Here is a 17,656-nt window from a genome sequence, read left to right on the forward strand (position 1 = left end):
ATTTGATGTGAAATGCGATCCAATGTAGGAGCGAGCAAGCCCGCTCCCACATTGGATTCGGTGACCACTTCAAGACGCCGGTCTCTTCATTCAGCGACGTTCGATTGGCACGAACTTGCGCTGCTCAACGCCGGTGTATTCGGCGCTTGGACGGATGATGCGGTTGTTGGCGCGCTGCTCGAAGACATGCGCGGCCCAGCCAGTCAGGCGCGAGCACACGAAGATCGGGGTGAACAGCTTGGTCGGGATGCCCATGAAGTGATACGCCGAGGCATGGTAGAAATCGGCGTTGGGAAACAGCTTCTTCTGTTCCCACATGGTTTTGTCGATGGCTTCGGAGACCGGAAACAACACCTTGTCACCCACCTCGTCAGCAAGTTTTTTCGACCAGCCCTTGATCACTTCATTGCGCGGGTCGTTGTCTTTGTAGATCGCGTGGCCAAAGCCCATGATCTTGTCCTTGCGCGCCAGCATGCCGAGCGTGCCTTCGACAGCTTCTTCAGCCGAAGAGAATCGCTCGATCATCTCCATCGCCGCTTCGTTGGCGCCGCCATGCAGCGGCCCGCGCAGGGAGCCGATGGCGGCGGTAACGCAGGAATAGAGATCGGACAGGGTCGACGCACACACGCGGGCGGTGAAGGTCGAAGCGTTGAATTCGTGCTCGGCGTAGAGAATCAGCGACACGTTCATGACTTTCTCGTGCAACTCGCTCGGTTTTTCGCCGTGCAACAGATGCAGGAAATGGCCGCCGATGGTCGGCTCGTCGGTCACGCAGTCGATACGCTTGCCGTCGTGGCTGAAGCGATACCAGTAGCACATGATCGCCGGGAAGGCCGCCAACAGACGATCGGTGACGTCGCGCTGCACGCTGAAGTCTTTCTCCGGCTCGATATTGCCAAGGAACGAGCAACCGGTGCGCATCACGTCCATCGGGTGGGCGTCGGCAGGAATGCGTTCCAGCACTTCCTTGAGCGCTTGGGGCAGGTCGCGCAGCTTGCCCAGCTTTTTGCGGTAGTCCGCCAGCTCGGCCTGGGTCGGCAGTTCGCCGTACAGCAGCAGGTAGGCGACTTCTTCAAACTGCGCATCGGCGGCCAGTTCACGCACGTCGTAGCCGCGATAGGTCAGGCCGGCGCCCGCTTGGCCGACGGTGGACAGTGCGGTCTGCCCGGCCACCTGGCCACGCAGGCCGGCGCCACTGAGTACTTTTGCTTCAGCCATGTTCTTTCTCCAATCTTGAATTTATTAGGGAGGCCATTCGTTACTTCTTGGCTGCGAACAGCGCGTCGAGCTTCTGCTCGAAGGTGTGGTAGTCGATGCGATCGTAAAGCTCCATGCGGGTTTGCATGGTGTCGATCACATTCTGTTGGGTGCCGTCGCGACGGATCGCGGTGTAGACGTTTTCGGCGGCCTTGTTCATGGCGCGGAACGCCGAGAGCGGGTACAGCACGATGGAAACATCAGCAGATTTCAACTGTTCGGTGGTGTACAGCGGTGTGGCGCCAAACTCGGTGATGTTGGCCAGGATCGGCGCTTTCACGCGGGAGGCGAACAGCTTGTACATCTCCAATTCGGTAATGGCCTCCGGAAACACCATGTCGGCGCCAGCTTCGATGCAGGCGGCGGCGCGTTCCAGGGCGGATTCCAAACCCTCGACGGCCAGGGCATCGGTGCGCGCCATGATCACGAAGCTGTCATCGGTGCGCGCATCCACGGCGGCCTTGATGCGGTCGACCATTTCCTGCTGCGACACAATTTCTTTGTTCGGGCGATGGCCGCAGCGCTTGGCGCCGACCTGGTCTTCGATATGGATGGCAGCCGCGCCAAACTTGATCATCGACTTGACGGTACGCGCCACGTTGAATGCCGAGGAGCCGAAACCGGTGTCCACGTCCACCAGCAGCGGCAGGTCGCACACATCCGTAATGCGGCGTACGTCGGTGAGTACGTCATCCAGGCCGGTGATGCCCAGGTCCGGCACGCCGAGGGAGCCGGCAGCCACCCCGCCACCCGACAGGTAGATCGCCTTGAAACCGGCGCGCTTGGCCAGCAGCGCGTGGTTGGCGTTGATCGCGCCGACCACCTGCAAGGGGTGCTCACTGGCGACGGCGTCACGGAAACGCTGGCCGGGGGTGCTTTTATTGTTAGAACTCATGACTCACCTCTATCAGTAGCACCGCCTGGGAAGTGACGGGCAATGTTGCGTTTGGACGCGCCGATGTGCCGGCGCATCAACAGTTCGGCCAATTCACCGTCGCGATCGGCAATCGCGTCAAGAATGCGGTGGTGCTCGGCAAAGGCCTGGCGTGGACGATTGGGGGTGGCGGAAAACTGGATTCGGTACATGCGCACCAGTTGGTACAGCTCGCCGCAGAGCATTTGGGTCAGGGTGCGGTTGCCAGCGCCTTGAATGATCCGGTAATGAAAGTCGAAGTCGCCTTCCTGCTGGTAATAACCGAGGCCGGCCTGGAACGCTTCATCGCGTTCGTGGGTGTGCAGCACTTGGCGCAGCTCTTCGATTTCAGCATCGGTCATGCGCTCGGCGGCCAGGCGACAGGCCATGCCTTCGAGAGATTCGCGGATTTCATAGAGTTCGATCAGCTCGGCATGGCTCAACGACACCACCCTCGCGCCGACGTGAGGCACACGCACCAGCAGGCGCTGGCCTTCCAAGCGATGGATCGCCTCACGCAACGGGCCACGGCTGATGCCGTAGGTGCGAGCCAGTTCCGGCTCGGAGATCTTGCTGCCCGGGGCGATCTCACCCTTGACGATGGCGGCCTGGATACGCCGGAAGACGTTCTCGGACATGGTCTGGGAATCGTCTTGCACCATCACTGGGGGTTCCAGCTGATCCAGCATATTGTCGACACCTTTAAAAACAATGCATTAAAAACTAGCCAATCAGACCAATATAGTCAAAGAATAAAACTACATTGTCGACAATCGTCTAATAACTACCTCTGAACGCGTGCACGGCATGGCCGCCTGCCAGCGCTGGCGCCAAAACAGCATCATGTTAGAATGCTCGCGGTATTTGCCTGACATCGCTAGATGAAACGGCGCACGAGGGAGCTTGCGCAGTAATGCCAGTCGCCTTGAATCAAACATCGCACTGCACCGCCTCAGGATTTATGAGACTCAAGCCCTTACCCCTGTTCTGCCTATTGTTCATGCCAGGCCTTGGCGTCGCTGCCGAGAAGACCGTGTATGGCCTCAACGAATACGCCCAATTGGCCGGCATCAATCTGGAAGTCGCCGCCAAACTGGACACCGGTGCCAAGACCGCCTCCCTCAGCGCCCGCGACATCAAGCGCTTCAAGCGCAATGGCGAATCCTGGGTTCGCTTCTACCTGGCCATCGACACCGCCCATTCCCACCCCATCGAACGCCCCCTGGCGCGCGTCAGCAAGATCAAGCGCCGTGCCGGTGACTACGACCCCGATGAGGACAAAAACTACACCGCCCGTCCGGTGATTGCCCTAGACATCTGCATGGGCACTGCTTTACGCAGCATCGAAGTGAACTTGACTGACCGCAGCGCATTCCAATACCCGCTGCTGATTGGCTCCGAAGCGCTGAAACGCTTTGATGCGCTGGTCGACCCCAGTCTTAAATACGCAGCGGGCAAGCCCGCTTGCGCCGCCGACGCTCATACCGCCGAGTAAAACGAATGCGCTCTCTGACCCTGCACCTGAAATTCCTGATCGCCATCCTGGTGGTGTTGGGTATTTCGGTCACCACCTATCAGATCTTCGTGCTGGGGATCCCCGTTACCGAGGACGCCACCGACGACTTGTGGAACATCGACGCCAAGGTCGAGTTCGTCGCCAACCCGAAAGATCCCGTGAAAATCCAGATGTTCGTACCGCCCTTGAGCCGCGACTTCGTCAGCCTCAACGAGAGCTTCATCTCGAATAATTACGGCGTGAGCGTCAACCGCACCGACGGCAACCGCAAGGTCACCTGGTCGGCACGCCGCGCCAAGGGCAACCAGACCCTGTATTACCGCCTGGTCCTGACCAAGCGCTACAGCGGCGAAAAGGTCAAGGTCAAGGGCCCCACCTTCCGCGACAGCATCGCGGTGGAAGGCCCGGAGAAGATCGCCGCCGAAGCCCTGCTTGCGCCGATCCGCCAGCACTCGGCCGACGTCGAGACCTTTATTACTGAAGCCATCAAGCGCACCAACAACCTCAACGACGACAATGTGAAACTGCTGCTCGCGGGCGATCCGTCGACGCCGCACAAAGCCAAGATCGTCGAATTGCTGCTGTCCATTGCCCACGTGCCGGTGGAAAAAGTCCACACCATCCGCCTGGTCGCCGACCAGCCGCAAAGCCCGGAACTGTGGCTGCGCAGCTTCAACGGCAATGAATGGTTGTACTTCAACCCGGAGACCGGCGAACAAGGCCTGCCCGCCGACCGCTTGCAGTGGTGGACCGGCGATGAAAACCTGATCACCGTCGATGGCGGCAAGAAGGCCATGGTGACCTTCAGCCTGAACAACAGCGAAATGAACGCGATTCGCCTGGCCAAGCTGACCGACGAGAACACCGACGCCAACTTCCTCGAATACTCGCTGTACGGCCTGCCGCTGCAAACCCAGCAGACCTTCATGATCATGGTGATGATCCCGATCGGCGTGTTGGTGATTTTGATCCTGCGCAACCTGATCGGCCTGCAGACCCTGGGAACGTTCACCCCGGTGCTGATCGCCCTCGCGTTCCGCGAGACGCAGCTGGGCTTCGGGATTGTGCTGTTTACGATTATCACGGCGCTGGGTTTGTCGCTCAGATCGTACCTGGAGCACTTGAAGCTGCAGATGCTGCCGAGGTTGTCGGTGGTGTTGACCTTTGTGGTGGTGCTGATCGCGGCCATCAGCCTGTTCAGCCATAAACTGGGGCTGGAGCGTGGGCTGTCGGTGGCGCTGTTCCCGATGGTGATTTTGACCATGACCATCGAACGCCTGTCCATCACCTGGGAAGAACGCGGCGCCAACCATGCGTTGAAAGTGGCGATTGGTACGCTGTTCGCCGCATCCCTCGCGCACTTGATCATGAGCGTGCCGGAGCTGATCTACTTTGTGTTCACCTTCCCAGCCATCCTGCTGATTTTGGTGGGCTTCATGCTGGCCATGGGTCGGTATCGCGGCTACCGCTTGACCGAGCTGGTGCGATTCAAGGCCTTCTTGAAGGCAGATCAGTAATGTTCGGATTCTGGAAGACCTGGAAGGCGCTGGAAGCGCGGGGGATCATGGGCATCAACCGGCGTAACGCCGACTACGTGCTCAAGTACAACAAGCGCAGCCTGTACCCGATTGTGGATGACAAGATCATCACCAAGGAACGCGCGCTGGCGGCCGGCATCCATGTGCCGGAAATGTACGGGGTGATCTCCACCGAGAAGGAAATCGACAAGCTCAACGAGATCATCGGCGGGCGCAGCGACTTCGTGATCAAGCCGGCCCAGGGCGCCGGCGGCGACGGCATCCTGGTGGTGGCGGACCGCTTTGAAGGGCGCTATCGAACGGTGTCCGGCAAGATCATCAGCCATGAGGAGATCGAACATCAGATTTCCAGCATCCTCACCGGCCTGTACTCATTGGGCGGCCACCGTGATCGCGCGCTGATCGAATACCGCGTGGTGCCTGACCAGATCTTCAAGAGCATCAGCTATGAAGGTGTGCCGGACATTCGCATCATCGTATTGATGGGTTACCCGGTGATGGCCATGCTGCGCTTGCCGACCCGCCAGTCGGGCGGCAAGGCCAACCTGCACCAGGGCGCGATTGGCGTCGGCGTCGATCTCGCCACCGGCTTGACCCTGCGCGGCACCTGGCTGAACACCATCATCACCAAACACCCCGATACCACCAACGCGGTGGATGGCGTGCAACTGCCCAACTGGGACGGTTTCATGAAGCTCGCAGCCGGCTGCTATGAGCTGTGCGGGCTGGGTTACATCGGCGTGGACATGGTGCTGGACCAGGAGAAAGGCCCGCTGATCCTGGAACTGAATGCGCGGCCTGGGTTGAATATTCAGATTGCCAACGACTGCGGTTTAACCTTGCGTACGCATGCGGTGGAAGCGCGACTGGAAGAACTGAAAGCAGCCGGCGTGACGGAAACCCCGGAAGAGCGGGTGAAGTTCGTGCAGGAAATGTTTGGGCATATTGGGGCTTTCGCCAGCTAAAAGCTGCAAGCTATAAGCTTCAAGACACAGCCCTCGTGTTTGTTACACTTGCAGCTTGAAGCTCAAAACTTGCAACTGCCTTTAAGGCCCCTCATGTCAACCTGTTCCATACACCCGCTGCCCTACCGGGCCAACCCCGCCGAGTATTTCGCGGTCATTCGCCACGCGCCTGGTGCCGTGCTGCTGGACAGCGGCCGGCCAGCGGCTGAACGCGGGCGGTATGACCTTCTCAGCGCTTGGCCGCAAGCGACGCTGACGGTATCGCCTGACGAAAGCGGTGGCGATTTCCTGCAACGGTTGCGGGAAAATCTCACGCAGCTGGGTGAGGCGGATTTGCCTGTCGGGTATGAGCTGCCATTTGCCGGAGGCCTGATCGGCTACCTGAGCTATGACTTTGGTCGGCACCTTGAGCAGATGCCACACCTTGCAACAGACGACCTGCACCTGCCGGATGCGCGCTTTGGGCTGTATGACTGGGCGCTGATCAGCGATCACCACACGCAGACCAGCCAGTTGGTGTTTCATCCGGCACTGGCCGACAGCGAGCAGCAACGGTTGATTGCGCTATTCAGCACTGGCGCTATCGACGCGCCCGCGTCCTTCAAACTTCAAGGCCCCATGGCCCCGGACCTCACCGCCGAGGCTTACCGCCAGGCCATCGCGCGCATCCAGGATTACATTCAGGCCGGCGACTGTTACCAGGTCAACTTTGCTCAACGCTTCCGTGCACCGTGCATTGGCGATCCATGGGTCGCCTACTGCGCATTGCGTAAAGCCTGCCCGACACCGTTCTCCGGGTTCCAAAGCCTTCCGGAGGACGGCGCGGTACTGAGCCTGTCGCCAGAGCGCTTCGTGCACATCAGCAAGCGTCGCGTCGAAACCCGCCCCATCAAAGGCACCCGCCCACGTGGCCTGACGCCCGAAGAAGACGCTGCCAACGCTGCCGAACTGCTGGCCAGCCCCAAGGACCGCGCCGAAAACCTGATGATCGTCGACCTGTTGCGCAACGACCTCGGCCGTACCTGCCGCACCGGCTCGGTGAGCGTGCCGGAGCTGTTCAGCCTGGAAAGCTACCCTAACGTCCACCATTTGGTGAGCAGCGTTATCGGCGAGTTGGCCGACGACAAAGACGCTCTCGACCTGATCGCGGGCAGCTTTCCCGGCGGCTCCATCACCGGCGCACCGAAGATCCGTGCGATGCAGATCATCGACGAGCTGGAGCCTACTCGACGCGGGCTGTACTGCGGTTCTTTGGTGTATCTGGATGTTCGGGGGGAGATGGACAGCTCCATCGCCATCCGTAGCTTGCTGGTCAAGGAGGGGCAGGTCTGCTGCTGGGGCGGCGGCGGGATTGTGGCGGACTCGCAATGGGAGGCGGAGTATCAGGAGTCGCTGACGAAGGTGCGGGTATTGTTACGCACTTTGGAAGGCTTGTAGCGTCAGCGCCCCCGAGTTCCAGGTGGGAATTTACTCTCCCACATTTGATCGGGTTCACATCATTCAAATGTGGGAGCTGGCTTGCCTGCGAAGAGGCCACCAGCCGCGCCGAAGGACTTACAGGCTCAACGGGCGATTCGACGCCTTGATGAACTCGTTCTTCAAATCCTCAAACGTATGCACCGCCGGGAACTGCGGGAACTCGCGGATCACATTCTCCGGCGCATGGAACAGAATCCCACGGTCGGCTTCGCCCAGCATGGTGGTGTCGTTGTAGGAATCGCCTGCGGCGATCACGCGGTAGTACAGGCTCTTGAAGGCCAATACCGACTGGCGCTTTGGGTCTTTCTGACGCAGTTGATAACTCACCACGCGGTCGGTTTCGTCGGTGATCAGACGGTGGCAGAGCAGGGTAGGGAAACCCAGTTGGCGCATCAGCGGCTGGGAGAATTCGTAGAAGGTGTCTGACAGGATCACCACCTGAAAGCGCTCACGCAGCCAGTTGACGAACTCGATAGCGCCGTCCAGCGGCTTGAGGGTGGCGATCACTTCCTGGATGTCGGCGAGCTTGAGCCCGTGTTCATCGAGGATGCGCAGGCGTTGCTTCATCAGCACGTCGTAGTCGGGAATGTCCCGGGTGGTGGCCCGCAGGGATTCAATACCGGTTTTTTCGGCGAAGGCGATCCAGATTTCCGGAACCAGTACCCCTTCCAGGTCAAGACAGGCAATTTCCACAAGACACTCCCATTTAGATGTTGTTGATTGAGCGGGCAAAAGGACTGCCGAACTCTAGCGACTCACGCTCGCCGCCGCAACGCAGGGCGGATTTTGATACCATCACTCCCCTATAGAGCGCTCAGCGCCACTGACCTGTAGGAAACCGTCCTGATGAACCAAGCCTTCGACGTCGTTGAACTCGCCGCGACTTACGCCAACAAGTCTGCGCAGGACATTCTCAAGCTGGCGTTCAGCCAGTTCGGTGATGATCTGTGGATTTCCTTCAGCGGCGCCGAGGACGTGGTGCTGGTAGACATGGCCTGGAAGCTGAACAAGAACGTCAAAGTGTTCAGCCTCGACACCGGCCGCCTGCACCCGCAGACCTACCGGTTTATCGAGCAGGTGCGCGACTTCTACAAGATAGACATCGAGTTGATCTCACCAGACCAGCGCGAGCTGGAGCCCTTCGTCAAAGAGAAGGGCCTGTTCAGCTTTTACAAGGACGGCCATGGCGAATGCTGCGGCGTGCGCAAGATCGAGCCGCTGCGCCGCAAGCTTTCCGGCGTAAATGCCTGGGCCACCGGCCAGCGCCGCGACCAGAGCCCGGGTACACGGAGCCAGGTGGCTGCACTGGAAATCGACACGGCGTTCTCTACGCCTGAGCGCACTTTGTACAAGTTCAACCCGCTGGCGCAGATGACCAGTGAGGAAGTCTGGGGTTACATCCGCATGCTGGAGCTGCCGTATAACAGCTTGCATGAGCGTGGTTTCATCAGCATTGGTTGCGAACCTTGCACGCGTCCGGTGTTGCCGAACCAGCATGAACGCGAGGGGCGTTGGTGGTGGGAAGAGGCTACACAGAAGGAATGTGGGTTGCATGCGGGGAATATCATCAGTAAGGCCTAAGTCCTTAGCGCCCACATCTGTTTTGTGTTGACCTCTAGAATGTACACATAGATGTAACCATAGGTGCCATTTATGTGTGCAATCCTCCTCGATCCGCACCATAACGTAACACCTCTACTCGCCCTCTGTTTTCCGTCGTGATCTATCCCTCTCCCATAGAAAAATAAATAGCTGTTCAAACGGTCAACTTATATCGCTTTTAATTCAGCGAGTTATTTATAAAACCTACGAAAAGGAAATTATCCGTCGTTTTCATAGATCGAAAACTGGCACGCATGTGGCTTAAGGTGAAATACGCTTTGTATACAATAAATACAAAACCTACATACACTTTGCCATCTGCGGCCCGGCTGCTGATGTGCCGGAGCCTGCCGGAATGCGTACTAGCCTCTCGAATGACATCGCACTGGATCTGCCCTCCTCCCTGAACCCCGAGGCGACACGTCCGGGCCCGCTGGTACTCAGCCCGCGCCTACATAACAAGGACCTGGCGCCCACCAAGGTCGAAGGCCGGCGTTGGGGGCGCTACAGCATCTTTGCGTTATGGACCAACGACGTACACAACATCGCCAACTACTCGTTCGCCATTGGCTTGTATGCATTGGGCCTGGGCGGCTGGCAGATCTTGTTGTCCCTCGGCATCGGTGCGGCGCTGGTGTACTTCTTCATGAACTTGTCGGGCTATATGGGGCAGAAGACCGGCGTACCGTTTCCGGTGATCAGCCGCATCAGTTTCGGCATTCATGGCGCACAGATTCCGGCGTTGATCCGCGCGGTGATTGCGATTGCCTGGTTCGGTATCCAGACCTACCTGGCCTCGGTGGTTTTCCGCGTATTGCTGACAGCCATTCATCCAGGCTTCGCCGACTACGACCACAACTCCATCCTCGGTCTGTCATCCCTCGGCTGGGCCTGTTTTGTGGCGATCTGGCTGGTGCAACTGGTGATCCTGGCCTACGGCATGGAAATGGTGCGCCGCTATGAAGGCTTCGCCGGGCCGGTGATTCTGCTGACGGTAGCCTCGTTGGCCGGTTGGATGTACTTCCAGGTCGGCGGCAATATAGCCTGGTCGATCCGTGAACCGCTGAGTGGTGGCGAGATGTGGCGCAATATCTTTGCCGGCGGCGCGCTGTGGCTGTCGATCTACGGCACGTTGATTCTCAACTTCTGCGACTTCGCCCGCTCTTCGCCGTGCCGCAAGACCATTCAGGTCGGCAACTTCTGGGGCCTGCCGGTGAATATTCTGGTGTTCGCTGCGATCACGGTACTGCTGTGCGGCGGGCAGTTCCAGCTCAATGGCCGGGTGATCGAAAGCCCGACCGAGATCATCGCAGCCATCCCTGATACCGTGTTTCTGGTACTGGGTTGCCTGGCGTTCCTGATCGTCACCGTGGCGGTGAACATCATGGCCAACTTTGTCGCGCCGGCCTTTGTGCTGAGCAACCTGGCGCCCAAGTACCTGAACTTCCGTCGCGCCGGGTTGATCAGCGCGACCGTGGCCGTATTGATCCTGCCGTGGAACCTCTACAACAGCCCGCTAGTGATCGTGTATTTCCTGTCTGGCCTGGGCGCACTGCTGGGGCCGTTGTACGGGGTGATCATGGTCGATTACTGGTTGATCCGTAAAACCCAGGTGGACGTGCCACAGTTGTATAGCGAAGACCCCCGTGGTGTTTATTACTACAGCCGCGGGGTCAATTTACGTGCAGTGGCGGCGTTTGTTCCTGCGGCAGTGATCGCCATTCTCCTGGCCCTGCTGCCCGGTTTCGCCAGCGTCTCACCGTTTTCCTGGATGTTTGGCGCCGGTATTGCAGCGCTGCTGTATGGGCTGATCGCCAAGCGCCAGCCGTTCTACGCCGATGTCAGCGGCGAAAGCATTGCAGTCGATAACGTCAGTCACTAATCAAGGACATTCCATGCGTATCCTCGTGGTCAACGTCAACACCACCGAATCCATCACTGAAACCATCTCCCAGCAGGCACGGGCCGTGGCCGCGCCGGGCACCGAGATTGTCGGGCTCACGCCCTACTTCGGCGCGGAGTCGGTAGAGGGCAATTTTGAAAGCTACCTGGCGGCCCTCGCGGTGATGGACCGGGTGATGGCCTACGACCAGCCGTTCGACGCGGTGATCCAGGCCGGCTACGGCGAACACGGTCGCGAAGGCTTGCAAGAATTGCTCAACGTGCCGGTGGTGGACATCACCGAAGCCGCCGCCAGCACCGCGATGTTCCTGGGCCATGCGTACTCAGTGGTGACCACCCTGGACCGCACTGTGCCGCTGATCGAAGACCGCCTGAAACTCGCCGGCCTGTACCAGCGTTGCGCCTCGGTGCGGGCCAGTGGCATGGCGGTGCTGGAGCTGGAAGAAGACCCGTTGGCGGCGATGGAGGCTATCGTGCGTCAGGCCGAACTGGCCATCCGCGAGGACAAAGCTGAGGTGATCTGCCTGGGGTGTGGTGGCATGGCCGGGCTGGATGAGCAGATTCGCCAGCGCACCGGGGTGCCGGTGGTGGATGGCGTGACGGCGGCGGTGACCATTGCTGAGTCCTTGGTACGGTTGCGGTTGTCGACGTCGAAGATCAGGACGTATGCGACGCCGCGGCCGAAGAAAATCATTGGCTGGCCGGGCCAGTTCGGCCGGTAGACCGAGGTGTGGTCATCCTTGGCTTGACCAAAGGGTTGGCGCGGGATCTGGGGCCTCGCGGGATTACCATCAATAACGTGCAGCCTGGGCCGGTAGATACTGATATGAACCCGGCGAACAGTGATTTTGCCGAGAGTTTAATTGGGTTGATGGCGGTGGCGGTGTATCAGCCAATTTATCCAGCGACTGATACTCCGCTATCGCAGGCAAGCCAGCTCCCACATTTTTTTGACCGCGTTTTGGTCAGGAGAGCGGCGGCAGGCCGTAGGCGGCCAGGTCGAAATCCGCGAGTTTGCGGATGATCTGGTCGGCGTGGTGGTATTTGCTGTCGGCCATTGCTTCATCCGGCACGGCGATGGCGGTCATGTGGGCAGCCTTCGCGGCGGTCACGCCGAAGGGCGAATCTTCGAACACCAGGCAATCCTCGGGCGCAACGCCCAGGCGGCGCGCGGCGGTGAGGAAAATGTCCGGCGCAGGTTTGGCGGCGCCGACTTCCGGGTCGTCAGCGGTGACGATGGTGTCGAACAGGGCAAACCATTCGCGGTGCAACGTGGTCTTGTGACCAAACGAATTGCGCGACGAACTGGTGCCCACAGCAATCGGAATATTGTGCGCTTTCAGGTGCCGCACCAATGCTTCGGCGCCGGGCATGCCCAACGCCTTGGGGAAGCGCTCGCTCATCAGCGGTTCACGGATTTCGAGAAACTCGGCCGGTGTGATCGGCAAATCCAGCGCCTTGACCACGTAGTCGGCCAAATCCTGAGCGCCACGCCCGATGATGTGCTGCTTAATGCTCCAGTCATAGGTACGGTCGTAGCGTTCGGCGATGATCTGCGTGACTTCGGTGTAGATGCCTTCAGTGTCCAGCAACAACCCGTCCATGTCGAAAATCACGGCCTTGATCGGACCGACTGCGGTATGCGGTGCATTCATCACTACAGAACCCTGGAGGAAGGACTAAAAGGATTCAGCACAATACCGGCCCGCGCGGCTTGCAAGCAACCTGTGCAGTTGCCAAGCAACAATCACATACAGCAACAGCTCTGATCGCCTGACTTCAGCGGGACAAGCTAACGTTGGGAGGCACCGGGTGTAAGGTATTCCCGAAAAAACCTCAAAACACTTATTAAATCCTTATAAAAATATAAGATTTATATAAGGCTAAACAGGAAAAAATGGTTAATACATCTCCCCACATACAGATCATCAACGATACCAAAGGCGAGCCTGCGTTTGTGGTCATCCCATACTGGCAGTACTTTTCACAGCTGGGACGGGACCACCTTATCCCGCATCAAGTCGTCGGCCTGATTGTCGATGGCTTTACTCCCATCCGCGCCTGGCGCGAGCACCTGAATCCAACGCAAAAAGAAGCAGCCAACCGCCTGGGCATCTCCCAATCGGCATTTGCTCAGCAAGAAACGGTGAACAAGCCTCGTAAGATCACACGAGAGAAGATAGCCAAAGCGTTCGGCATCCATCCGAACCCGTTGAAGCTTTAGGATCTATGGCAAGTCATCATCCACACCCCTTCCTTTCACGCCTGCGACGTTGCAGTCTCACGCGACCATTGCAGTCGAGGTGTTTCACCTGCCTTGCCCATTGACCCGTTGGGAAAACCTGTTTCGTCATCTCGCCGGGCAGGACGTCTATGGCGGTGGGTTCATCGAGCATTACATCCTCACACTCATCTACCCCGCCGGGCTGACCCCACAGATCCAATGGGGCTTAGGCGCGCTGGTGCTGATGATTAATATCGCGGTGTATGCGCGGTTGATCCGGCGTTACGTACAGGCTTGAGACAGCTTCGCTGGTGAAGAATCAGACGCCCTCATTCCCTTCACAGACGCCGCCATGTCCGAAGCCTTCGAAGTCCCCAGCCCCCACGAAAAACACGTCGAACACACCACCGAACATGCCCACGGCCGCGGGGACAATTTCGCCAGTCGTATCGCCGTGATGACCGCCCTCATGGCCACCCTCGGCGCCATGCTCAGCTACCAGGCCGGCTCCACGGAAAGCGAAGCGGCGATGGACAAAAACAACGCCGCCATTTTCAAGACCGAAGCCGCCAACCAGTGGAATTACTACCAGGCCAAATCCAGCCGACAAAACCTCGCGGAACTCGCCACGCACATTCCAGGTGTGGACGCGGTGCATTACAAGGAAGAGATCGAGCGCTACAAGGGCCAGAAGGAAGACGTGCGCAAGCAGGCCGAAAAGCTTGAAGCCACGTCAACGCAGTGGGATGAGAAGTCGGAGCAGGCGCTGCACCAGCATCATCGCTGGGCCCAGGCGATGACCGCGATTCAGATCGCGATTTCGTTGGCGGCGATTACGTTGCTGACGAGGAAGGAGTGGTTGAAGCGTGTGTCCTACGCGGCAGCGGGTGTGGCCGTGCTGTTGGGTAGCTTGGCATGGCTGCATATCTGACACGGCGCAGGCTAAATGTGGGAGCTGGCTTGCCTGCGATGACGGACCATCACTCAACATCATCGTTGACTGTCACACCGTAATCGCAGTCTGGCCAACTACCAGATCTACTGACTTGCGCTGAACTGAATCAGGCCCGATTCGCCGCTCTGCTGTGGTGGAAGTACAAGTAAGCCAGCCCAACTGGCGCAATGAAAATAGCCATGCTCCAGCAGATCGCCATGGTGAACACCTTGACGGTCAGCATCAGAATCGCATTCACGAAGAACACGTTGTTGCCAAAGATGTAATCCATGATGCTTTCGTAAACGAAGCGTGCGTAGGGGTAAAGCACGCTGTTGACCACGCAATAAAACAGAGCACCCATTGTGAACACTCCGGTTTTCGAGTGGGTAAGCGCGGTATAGATCAGCACGGGAAAAATCAGCCCGAACAGAAAATTGCGAATGTAGTACTGGGCAGAAAGCCCGCCGAATGTCTTGCGAAGCACCGGATGCATTTAGATCCCTCTGAATGGCGTGTTGGAAAGGCGGCGACCTTAGCAAGTCCTGGAATTCATGACCAGCATTTGTAATGCCCTTTGCCATCACACCGCGATAGCGTAAAACCTCAAACAAATCCGTCCCGTTTATCCATCTATCTACAAGGAAGTACTCATGCCGGCGCCGGGGGAAACCATTGTTATCGACAACGTACTGCTGATGGTGCGGCGGCGAGCCCGATAGCACCGTTGCGGATTGGGATGGGCAGTTATCCGTTTGGGTCGGCGGGGCCGTTATTGAGTACGCAAGAGACACCCTGAACGAGCGGCGTACCATGGGCCTGACTTTCGGAGATGCCCCATGAATCTCAGCATCGTTTACGCACTCGCGGCAGCTGCCCTTTTCGGCGCCAGCACCCCACTCGCCAAAAGTCTCGGCCTGGGCCTGCTCGCAGGGTTGCTGTACCTCGGCAGCGGCCTAGGACTCGCCGTCTTACGCCTCATCCGTGATCGCGGCTGGAAACCTTCCGGGCTGACGTCTTCGGAGTGGCCCTGGTTGCTGGGTGCCATTGGGTTGGTTGCTGGACTGGTGAACTGCAGCCTCGCGCTCTATCTGGTTCTCCTGACTGTTTTTCCGATTACATGCAGGTATCGGAACATGAAATCTTCAGGCAATTGATTTCAATATGTTGCCCGAGCAATTAGAGTAGCGCCCCTCGAGAATTGGATCTCGATATTTTGTCCATGGAGTTACACAGTGAAGTACGTCAGTAAAGCAGTTGCCGCAGCCGTTCTTGGTCTCGCCCTCGCAGGTTGCACCGGCACCGCTATCAAATCCCCGCAATACGACAGCAGCCAATACACCGTGCTGGGTCACAGCGAAGCCAGCGCCACTGGCATCATGCTGTTCGGCGTCATCCCGATCGGCCAGAACAGCCGTTTCGTTCGCGCCCAGGATGCTGCCATCAAGGCAAAAGGCGGCGATGCGCTGATCAACACTCAGATCCAGGAAAAATGGTTTTGGGCGTGGGTGCTGAGCGGTTACACCACCAAGATTTCGGGTGATGTGGTCAAGTTGAAAGCTGCGAAATAAAGCAGTACGCATAAAAAAACACCGGGCATTGCCCGGTGTTTTGGTTTTTTGAATGTGGATTTAATGCATCACGCCCCCCATCACTCGTTTCAGACTCGAGCGGGTGACACGATGATTTTCACATTGTGCTCCTTGTTGTTGACCAGTTCCTCGAAGCCCTGACCCACGATCTGCTCCAACTGAATGCGCCCAGTCACCAGCGGTGTGATGTCCAGCCGTCCATCCGCGATAAAAGCGATCACGTCAGCGAACTCGCCGTTGTAGGCCAGTGCACCCAGTACCTGCTTTTCCGTGGCCACCAACTCGAAAAAGTTGAACTCGCTGGGCTCCTCGAAAATCCCCACCAGTACGCACTTGCCGGCCTTGCGGATCAAATCGATCGCGAGCTTGGCCGTGTGTTTGTTACCGATGCATTCGAAACTGACATCCGCCCCGAGCCCACCCGTCAGGCGTCGTACCTCAGCCATAACGTCGCATTGATTGGGATCGAGCACATGCGTCGCCCCCACTTCCAGGGCCTTGGCCTTGCGCGCTCCGGACATTTCCAGAGCGATCACCTGAGCCGCACCGGCCGCTTTGGCGCACATGATGGTGCACAGGCCAATGGTGCCGGCACCGACCACCACAACGTGTTGCCCGAGTAGGCTTCCGGCTTTTTTCACCGCGTGCATGCCCACTGCCAGCGGCTCAATCAGTGCCCCCGCTTCGGCCGGAAAGTTCGCCGGCAACTTGTACAGCAGGTTGGCTGGCACATTGACCAGTTCGGCGAAGGCACCATTATTCATCAACCCAGTGAACGCCAGATTCTCGCAAATGTTGTACAGCCCGTGGGTGCAGTAGTAGCACGTGCCACAATGTTGGCACGCATCGGCCGCCACCGGTTCGCCGACACTGAAGCCCTGCACACCGTCACCGAGTTCGACGATCTCGCCACAAAACTCATGACCGAGAATGCATTGGCCCTTAATCCCGGTCAGCGGGTGCGGAGCGTCAACCGGTATGAACACCGGCCCCGCCACGTACTCATGCAAATCGGACCCGCAAATTCCGCACCATTGCACACGGATCTGCACCCAACCAGCAGGCGGCGAAATCGGCAGCGGAACATCCTCGACACGAATATCATTGCGGCCGTGCCAGACAGCGGCACGCATGCTGCGTTGCGGTTTGATCGAAAGGGTCATCGCGACATCTCCTTGAGACGGTTGGTCCTGGCGCCCCGCAACCGTCCGCCGGCAGAGGCCTCAGTGCTATTGCACAGCGGCCAAAACCAGTCGATTGAGCGAGACATCGGGCACTTCTTTTTATTATTGGTTGACCAGTCGGGCTGGGTACTGGGGCTAGAGCAAAGCCGGTGCCAGATCCGCAAAAACACCTGGGCAACCCTTTTTTAGAGCGGCGGGATGGGTACTCAAGGATGGCGAGGATCGAGTTCAGGTGAGACGCTGCAGGTCAGACCACATTAGGTAGACACGAGACGGTGAGACGTTGCGTCTCAGCGCTAGGCGCGAGGAATGAAGCAAGTAGGGATCAATGAAGACGGCCATACCAGCAGCCTGTGTTCCCATGGATATTCCCATATGTGTAGTGGTCAACTGATCCCGGACACGACGTTAAGTTTTTTCTCGGCCTGAGCCGGTGGCAGCCCACCATTAAATTGGTGCGGTCGAATCCAGTTGTACCGGTGCATCAAAAAATGGCTGATATCCCGCTGAGCTTGTTGGACCGTCGTGTAGCCCATGGTCGGTATCCACT

At 58.4% G+C, this 17,656-nt stretch carries 17 protein-coding genes and 4 pseudogenes; 13 read left to right on the forward strand and 8 right to left on the reverse strand.

Going from position 1 to position 17,656, the window contains the following annotated elements:
- Positions 1–90 precede the first annotated feature (90 nt).
- From prpC to AACY52_RS22035, 3 genes are read right to left on the reverse strand one after another with little or no spacing between them, the layout of a single operon-like run.
- Entirely contained in the window at positions 91–1,218 is a 1,128-nt protein-coding gene (gene prpC / locus AACY52_RS22025) for a 2-methylcitrate synthase (RefSeq protein WP_339427930.1), read from the reverse strand.
- A gap of 40 nt (positions 1,219–1,258) precedes the next feature.
- Positions 1,259–2,152 carry a methylisocitrate lyase gene (gene prpB / locus AACY52_RS22030; RefSeq protein WP_025854214.1) on the reverse strand — a complete coding sequence of 298 codons (894 nt, stop codon included), beginning with the start codon at positions 2,150–2,152 and terminating at the stop codon, positions 1,259–1,261.
- Entirely contained in the window at positions 2,149–2,859 is a 711-nt protein-coding gene (locus AACY52_RS22035) for a GntR family transcriptional regulator (protein WP_370468044.1), read from the reverse strand. Before AACY52_RS22035 ends, prpB begins: the two co-directional genes overlap by 4 nt.
- 272 nt (positions 2,860–3,131) lie before the next feature.
- On the opposite strand from AACY52_RS22035, the gene AACY52_RS22040 reads away from it, so the two are divergent.
- From AACY52_RS22040 to pabB, 4 genes are all read left to right on the forward strand, one after another.
- Positions 3,132–3,665 (forward strand): ATP-dependent zinc protease, encoded by a 534-nt coding sequence (locus tag AACY52_RS22040; RefSeq protein WP_339418834.1) that lies wholly within the window; start codon positions 3,132–3,134, stop codon positions 3,663–3,665.
- Positions 3,666–3,670: 5 nt separating this feature from the next.
- Positions 3,671–5,203, forward strand: a complete 1,533-nt coding sequence (locus AACY52_RS22045) for an inactive transglutaminase family protein (protein ID WP_339418836.1) — start codon at positions 3,671–3,673, stop codon at positions 5,201–5,203.
- Positions 5,203–6,189, forward strand: a complete 987-nt coding sequence (locus tag AACY52_RS22050; RefSeq protein WP_339418837.1) for an alpha-L-glutamate ligase-like protein — start codon at positions 5,203–5,205, stop codon at positions 6,187–6,189. The genes AACY52_RS22045 and AACY52_RS22050 overlap by 1 nt, the downstream gene beginning before the upstream one ends.
- 93 nt (positions 6,190–6,282) lie before the next feature.
- A complete protein-coding gene (gene pabB, locus AACY52_RS22055; RefSeq protein ID WP_339560777.1) occupies positions 6,283–7,626 on the forward strand; it encodes an aminodeoxychorismate synthase component I in 1,344 nt (447 codons plus the stop codon).
- A 117-nt stretch (positions 7,627–7,743) separates the two neighbouring features.
- Here the strand turns inward: pabB and thrH are convergent, their stop codons facing one another.
- Positions 7,744–8,361, reverse strand: a complete 618-nt coding sequence (thrH, locus tag AACY52_RS22060) for a bifunctional phosphoserine phosphatase/homoserine phosphotransferase ThrH (protein WP_339436457.1) — start codon at positions 8,359–8,361, stop codon at positions 7,744–7,746.
- 153 nt (positions 8,362–8,514) lie between these two features.
- Here thrH and AACY52_RS22065 point away from each other — a divergent pair, with 153 nt between their 5' ends.
- The 4 genes and pseudogenes from AACY52_RS22065 to AACY52_RS22080 form a co-directional block, all read left to right on the forward strand.
- On the forward strand, positions 8,515–9,249 hold the full coding sequence (locus AACY52_RS22065) for a phosphoadenylyl-sulfate reductase (RefSeq protein WP_339418842.1): 735 nt from the start codon (positions 8,515–8,517) through the stop codon (positions 9,247–9,249).
- A gap of 376 nt (positions 9,250–9,625) precedes the next feature.
- Entirely contained in the window at positions 9,626–11,152 is a 1,527-nt protein-coding gene (locus AACY52_RS22070; protein ID WP_339436459.1) for an NCS1 family nucleobase:cation symporter-1, read from the forward strand.
- A gap of 13 nt (positions 11,153–11,165) precedes the next feature.
- The gene (locus tag AACY52_RS22075; protein WP_339560778.1) at positions 11,166–11,894 is read left to right on the forward strand and encodes an aspartate/glutamate racemase family protein; all 729 of its coding nucleotides are present in this window, start codon (positions 11,166–11,168) and stop codon (positions 11,892–11,894) included.
- A 14-nt stretch (positions 11,895–11,908) separates the two neighbouring features.
- A pseudogene (locus tag AACY52_RS22080) lies at positions 11,909–12,061 on the forward strand (SDR family oxidoreductase); the annotation flags it as partial.
- A 76-nt stretch (positions 12,062–12,137) separates the two neighbouring features.
- Here AACY52_RS22080 and AACY52_RS22085 read toward each other — a convergent pair.
- Positions 12,138–12,827 (reverse strand): HAD-IA family hydrolase, encoded by a 690-nt coding sequence (locus tag AACY52_RS22085; protein ID WP_339418847.1) that lies wholly within the window; start codon positions 12,825–12,827, stop codon positions 12,138–12,140.
- A gap of 242 nt (positions 12,828–13,069) precedes the next feature.
- Here AACY52_RS22085 and AACY52_RS22090 point away from each other — a divergent pair, with 242 nt between their 5' ends.
- From AACY52_RS22090 to AACY52_RS22100, 3 genes and pseudogenes are all read left to right on the forward strand, one after another.
- The gene (locus AACY52_RS22090; protein WP_339418849.1) at positions 13,070–13,396 is read left to right on the forward strand and encodes a helix-turn-helix transcriptional regulator; all 327 of its coding nucleotides are present in this window, start codon (positions 13,070–13,072) and stop codon (positions 13,394–13,396) included.
- Positions 13,397–13,463: 67 nt separating this feature from the next.
- Positions 13,464–13,694: pseudogene (locus AACY52_RS22095) on the forward strand (DUF2784 domain-containing protein); the annotation flags it as partial.
- A 54-nt stretch (positions 13,695–13,748) separates the two neighbouring features.
- Positions 13,749–14,327 (forward strand): DUF4337 domain-containing protein, encoded by a 579-nt coding sequence (locus AACY52_RS22100; protein ID WP_339438996.1) that lies wholly within the window; start codon positions 13,749–13,751, stop codon positions 14,325–14,327.
- A gap of 130 nt (positions 14,328–14,457) precedes the next feature.
- On the opposite strand, the gene AACY52_RS22105 is transcribed toward AACY52_RS22100, so the two are convergent.
- The gene (locus AACY52_RS22105; RefSeq protein WP_339418852.1) at positions 14,458–14,826 is read right to left on the reverse strand and encodes a hypothetical protein; all 369 of its coding nucleotides are present in this window, start codon (positions 14,824–14,826) and stop codon (positions 14,458–14,460) included.
- A gap of 343 nt (positions 14,827–15,169) precedes the next feature.
- On the opposite strand from AACY52_RS22105, the pseudogene AACY52_RS22110 reads away from it, so the two are divergent.
- Positions 15,170–15,379: pseudogene (locus AACY52_RS22110) on the forward strand (EamA/RhaT family transporter); the annotation flags it as partial.
- A 186-nt stretch (positions 15,380–15,565) separates the two neighbouring features.
- Positions 15,566–15,901 (forward strand): hypothetical protein, encoded by a 336-nt coding sequence (locus tag AACY52_RS22115; RefSeq protein WP_339418854.1) that lies wholly within the window; start codon positions 15,566–15,568, stop codon positions 15,899–15,901.
- Positions 15,902–15,990: 89 nt separating this feature from the next.
- Here the strand turns inward: AACY52_RS22115 and AACY52_RS22120 are convergent, their stop codons facing one another.
- Positions 15,991–17,055: a 2,3-butanediol dehydrogenase gene (locus AACY52_RS22120; protein WP_339418893.1), complete on the reverse strand. Its 1,065-nt coding sequence runs from the start codon at positions 17,053–17,055 to the stop codon at positions 15,991–15,993.
- Between the two features lie 437 nt (positions 17,056–17,492).
- A pseudogene (locus tag AACY52_RS22125) lies at positions 17,493–17,656 on the reverse strand (IS3 family transposase); the annotation flags it as partial.

Origin of the sequence: Pseudomonas sp. EA_65y_Pfl1_P113, from assembly GCF_963970525.1 — a bacterium.
Lineage (GTDB): Bacteria > Pseudomonadota > Gammaproteobacteria > Pseudomonadales > Pseudomonadaceae > Aquipseudomonas > Aquipseudomonas tritici.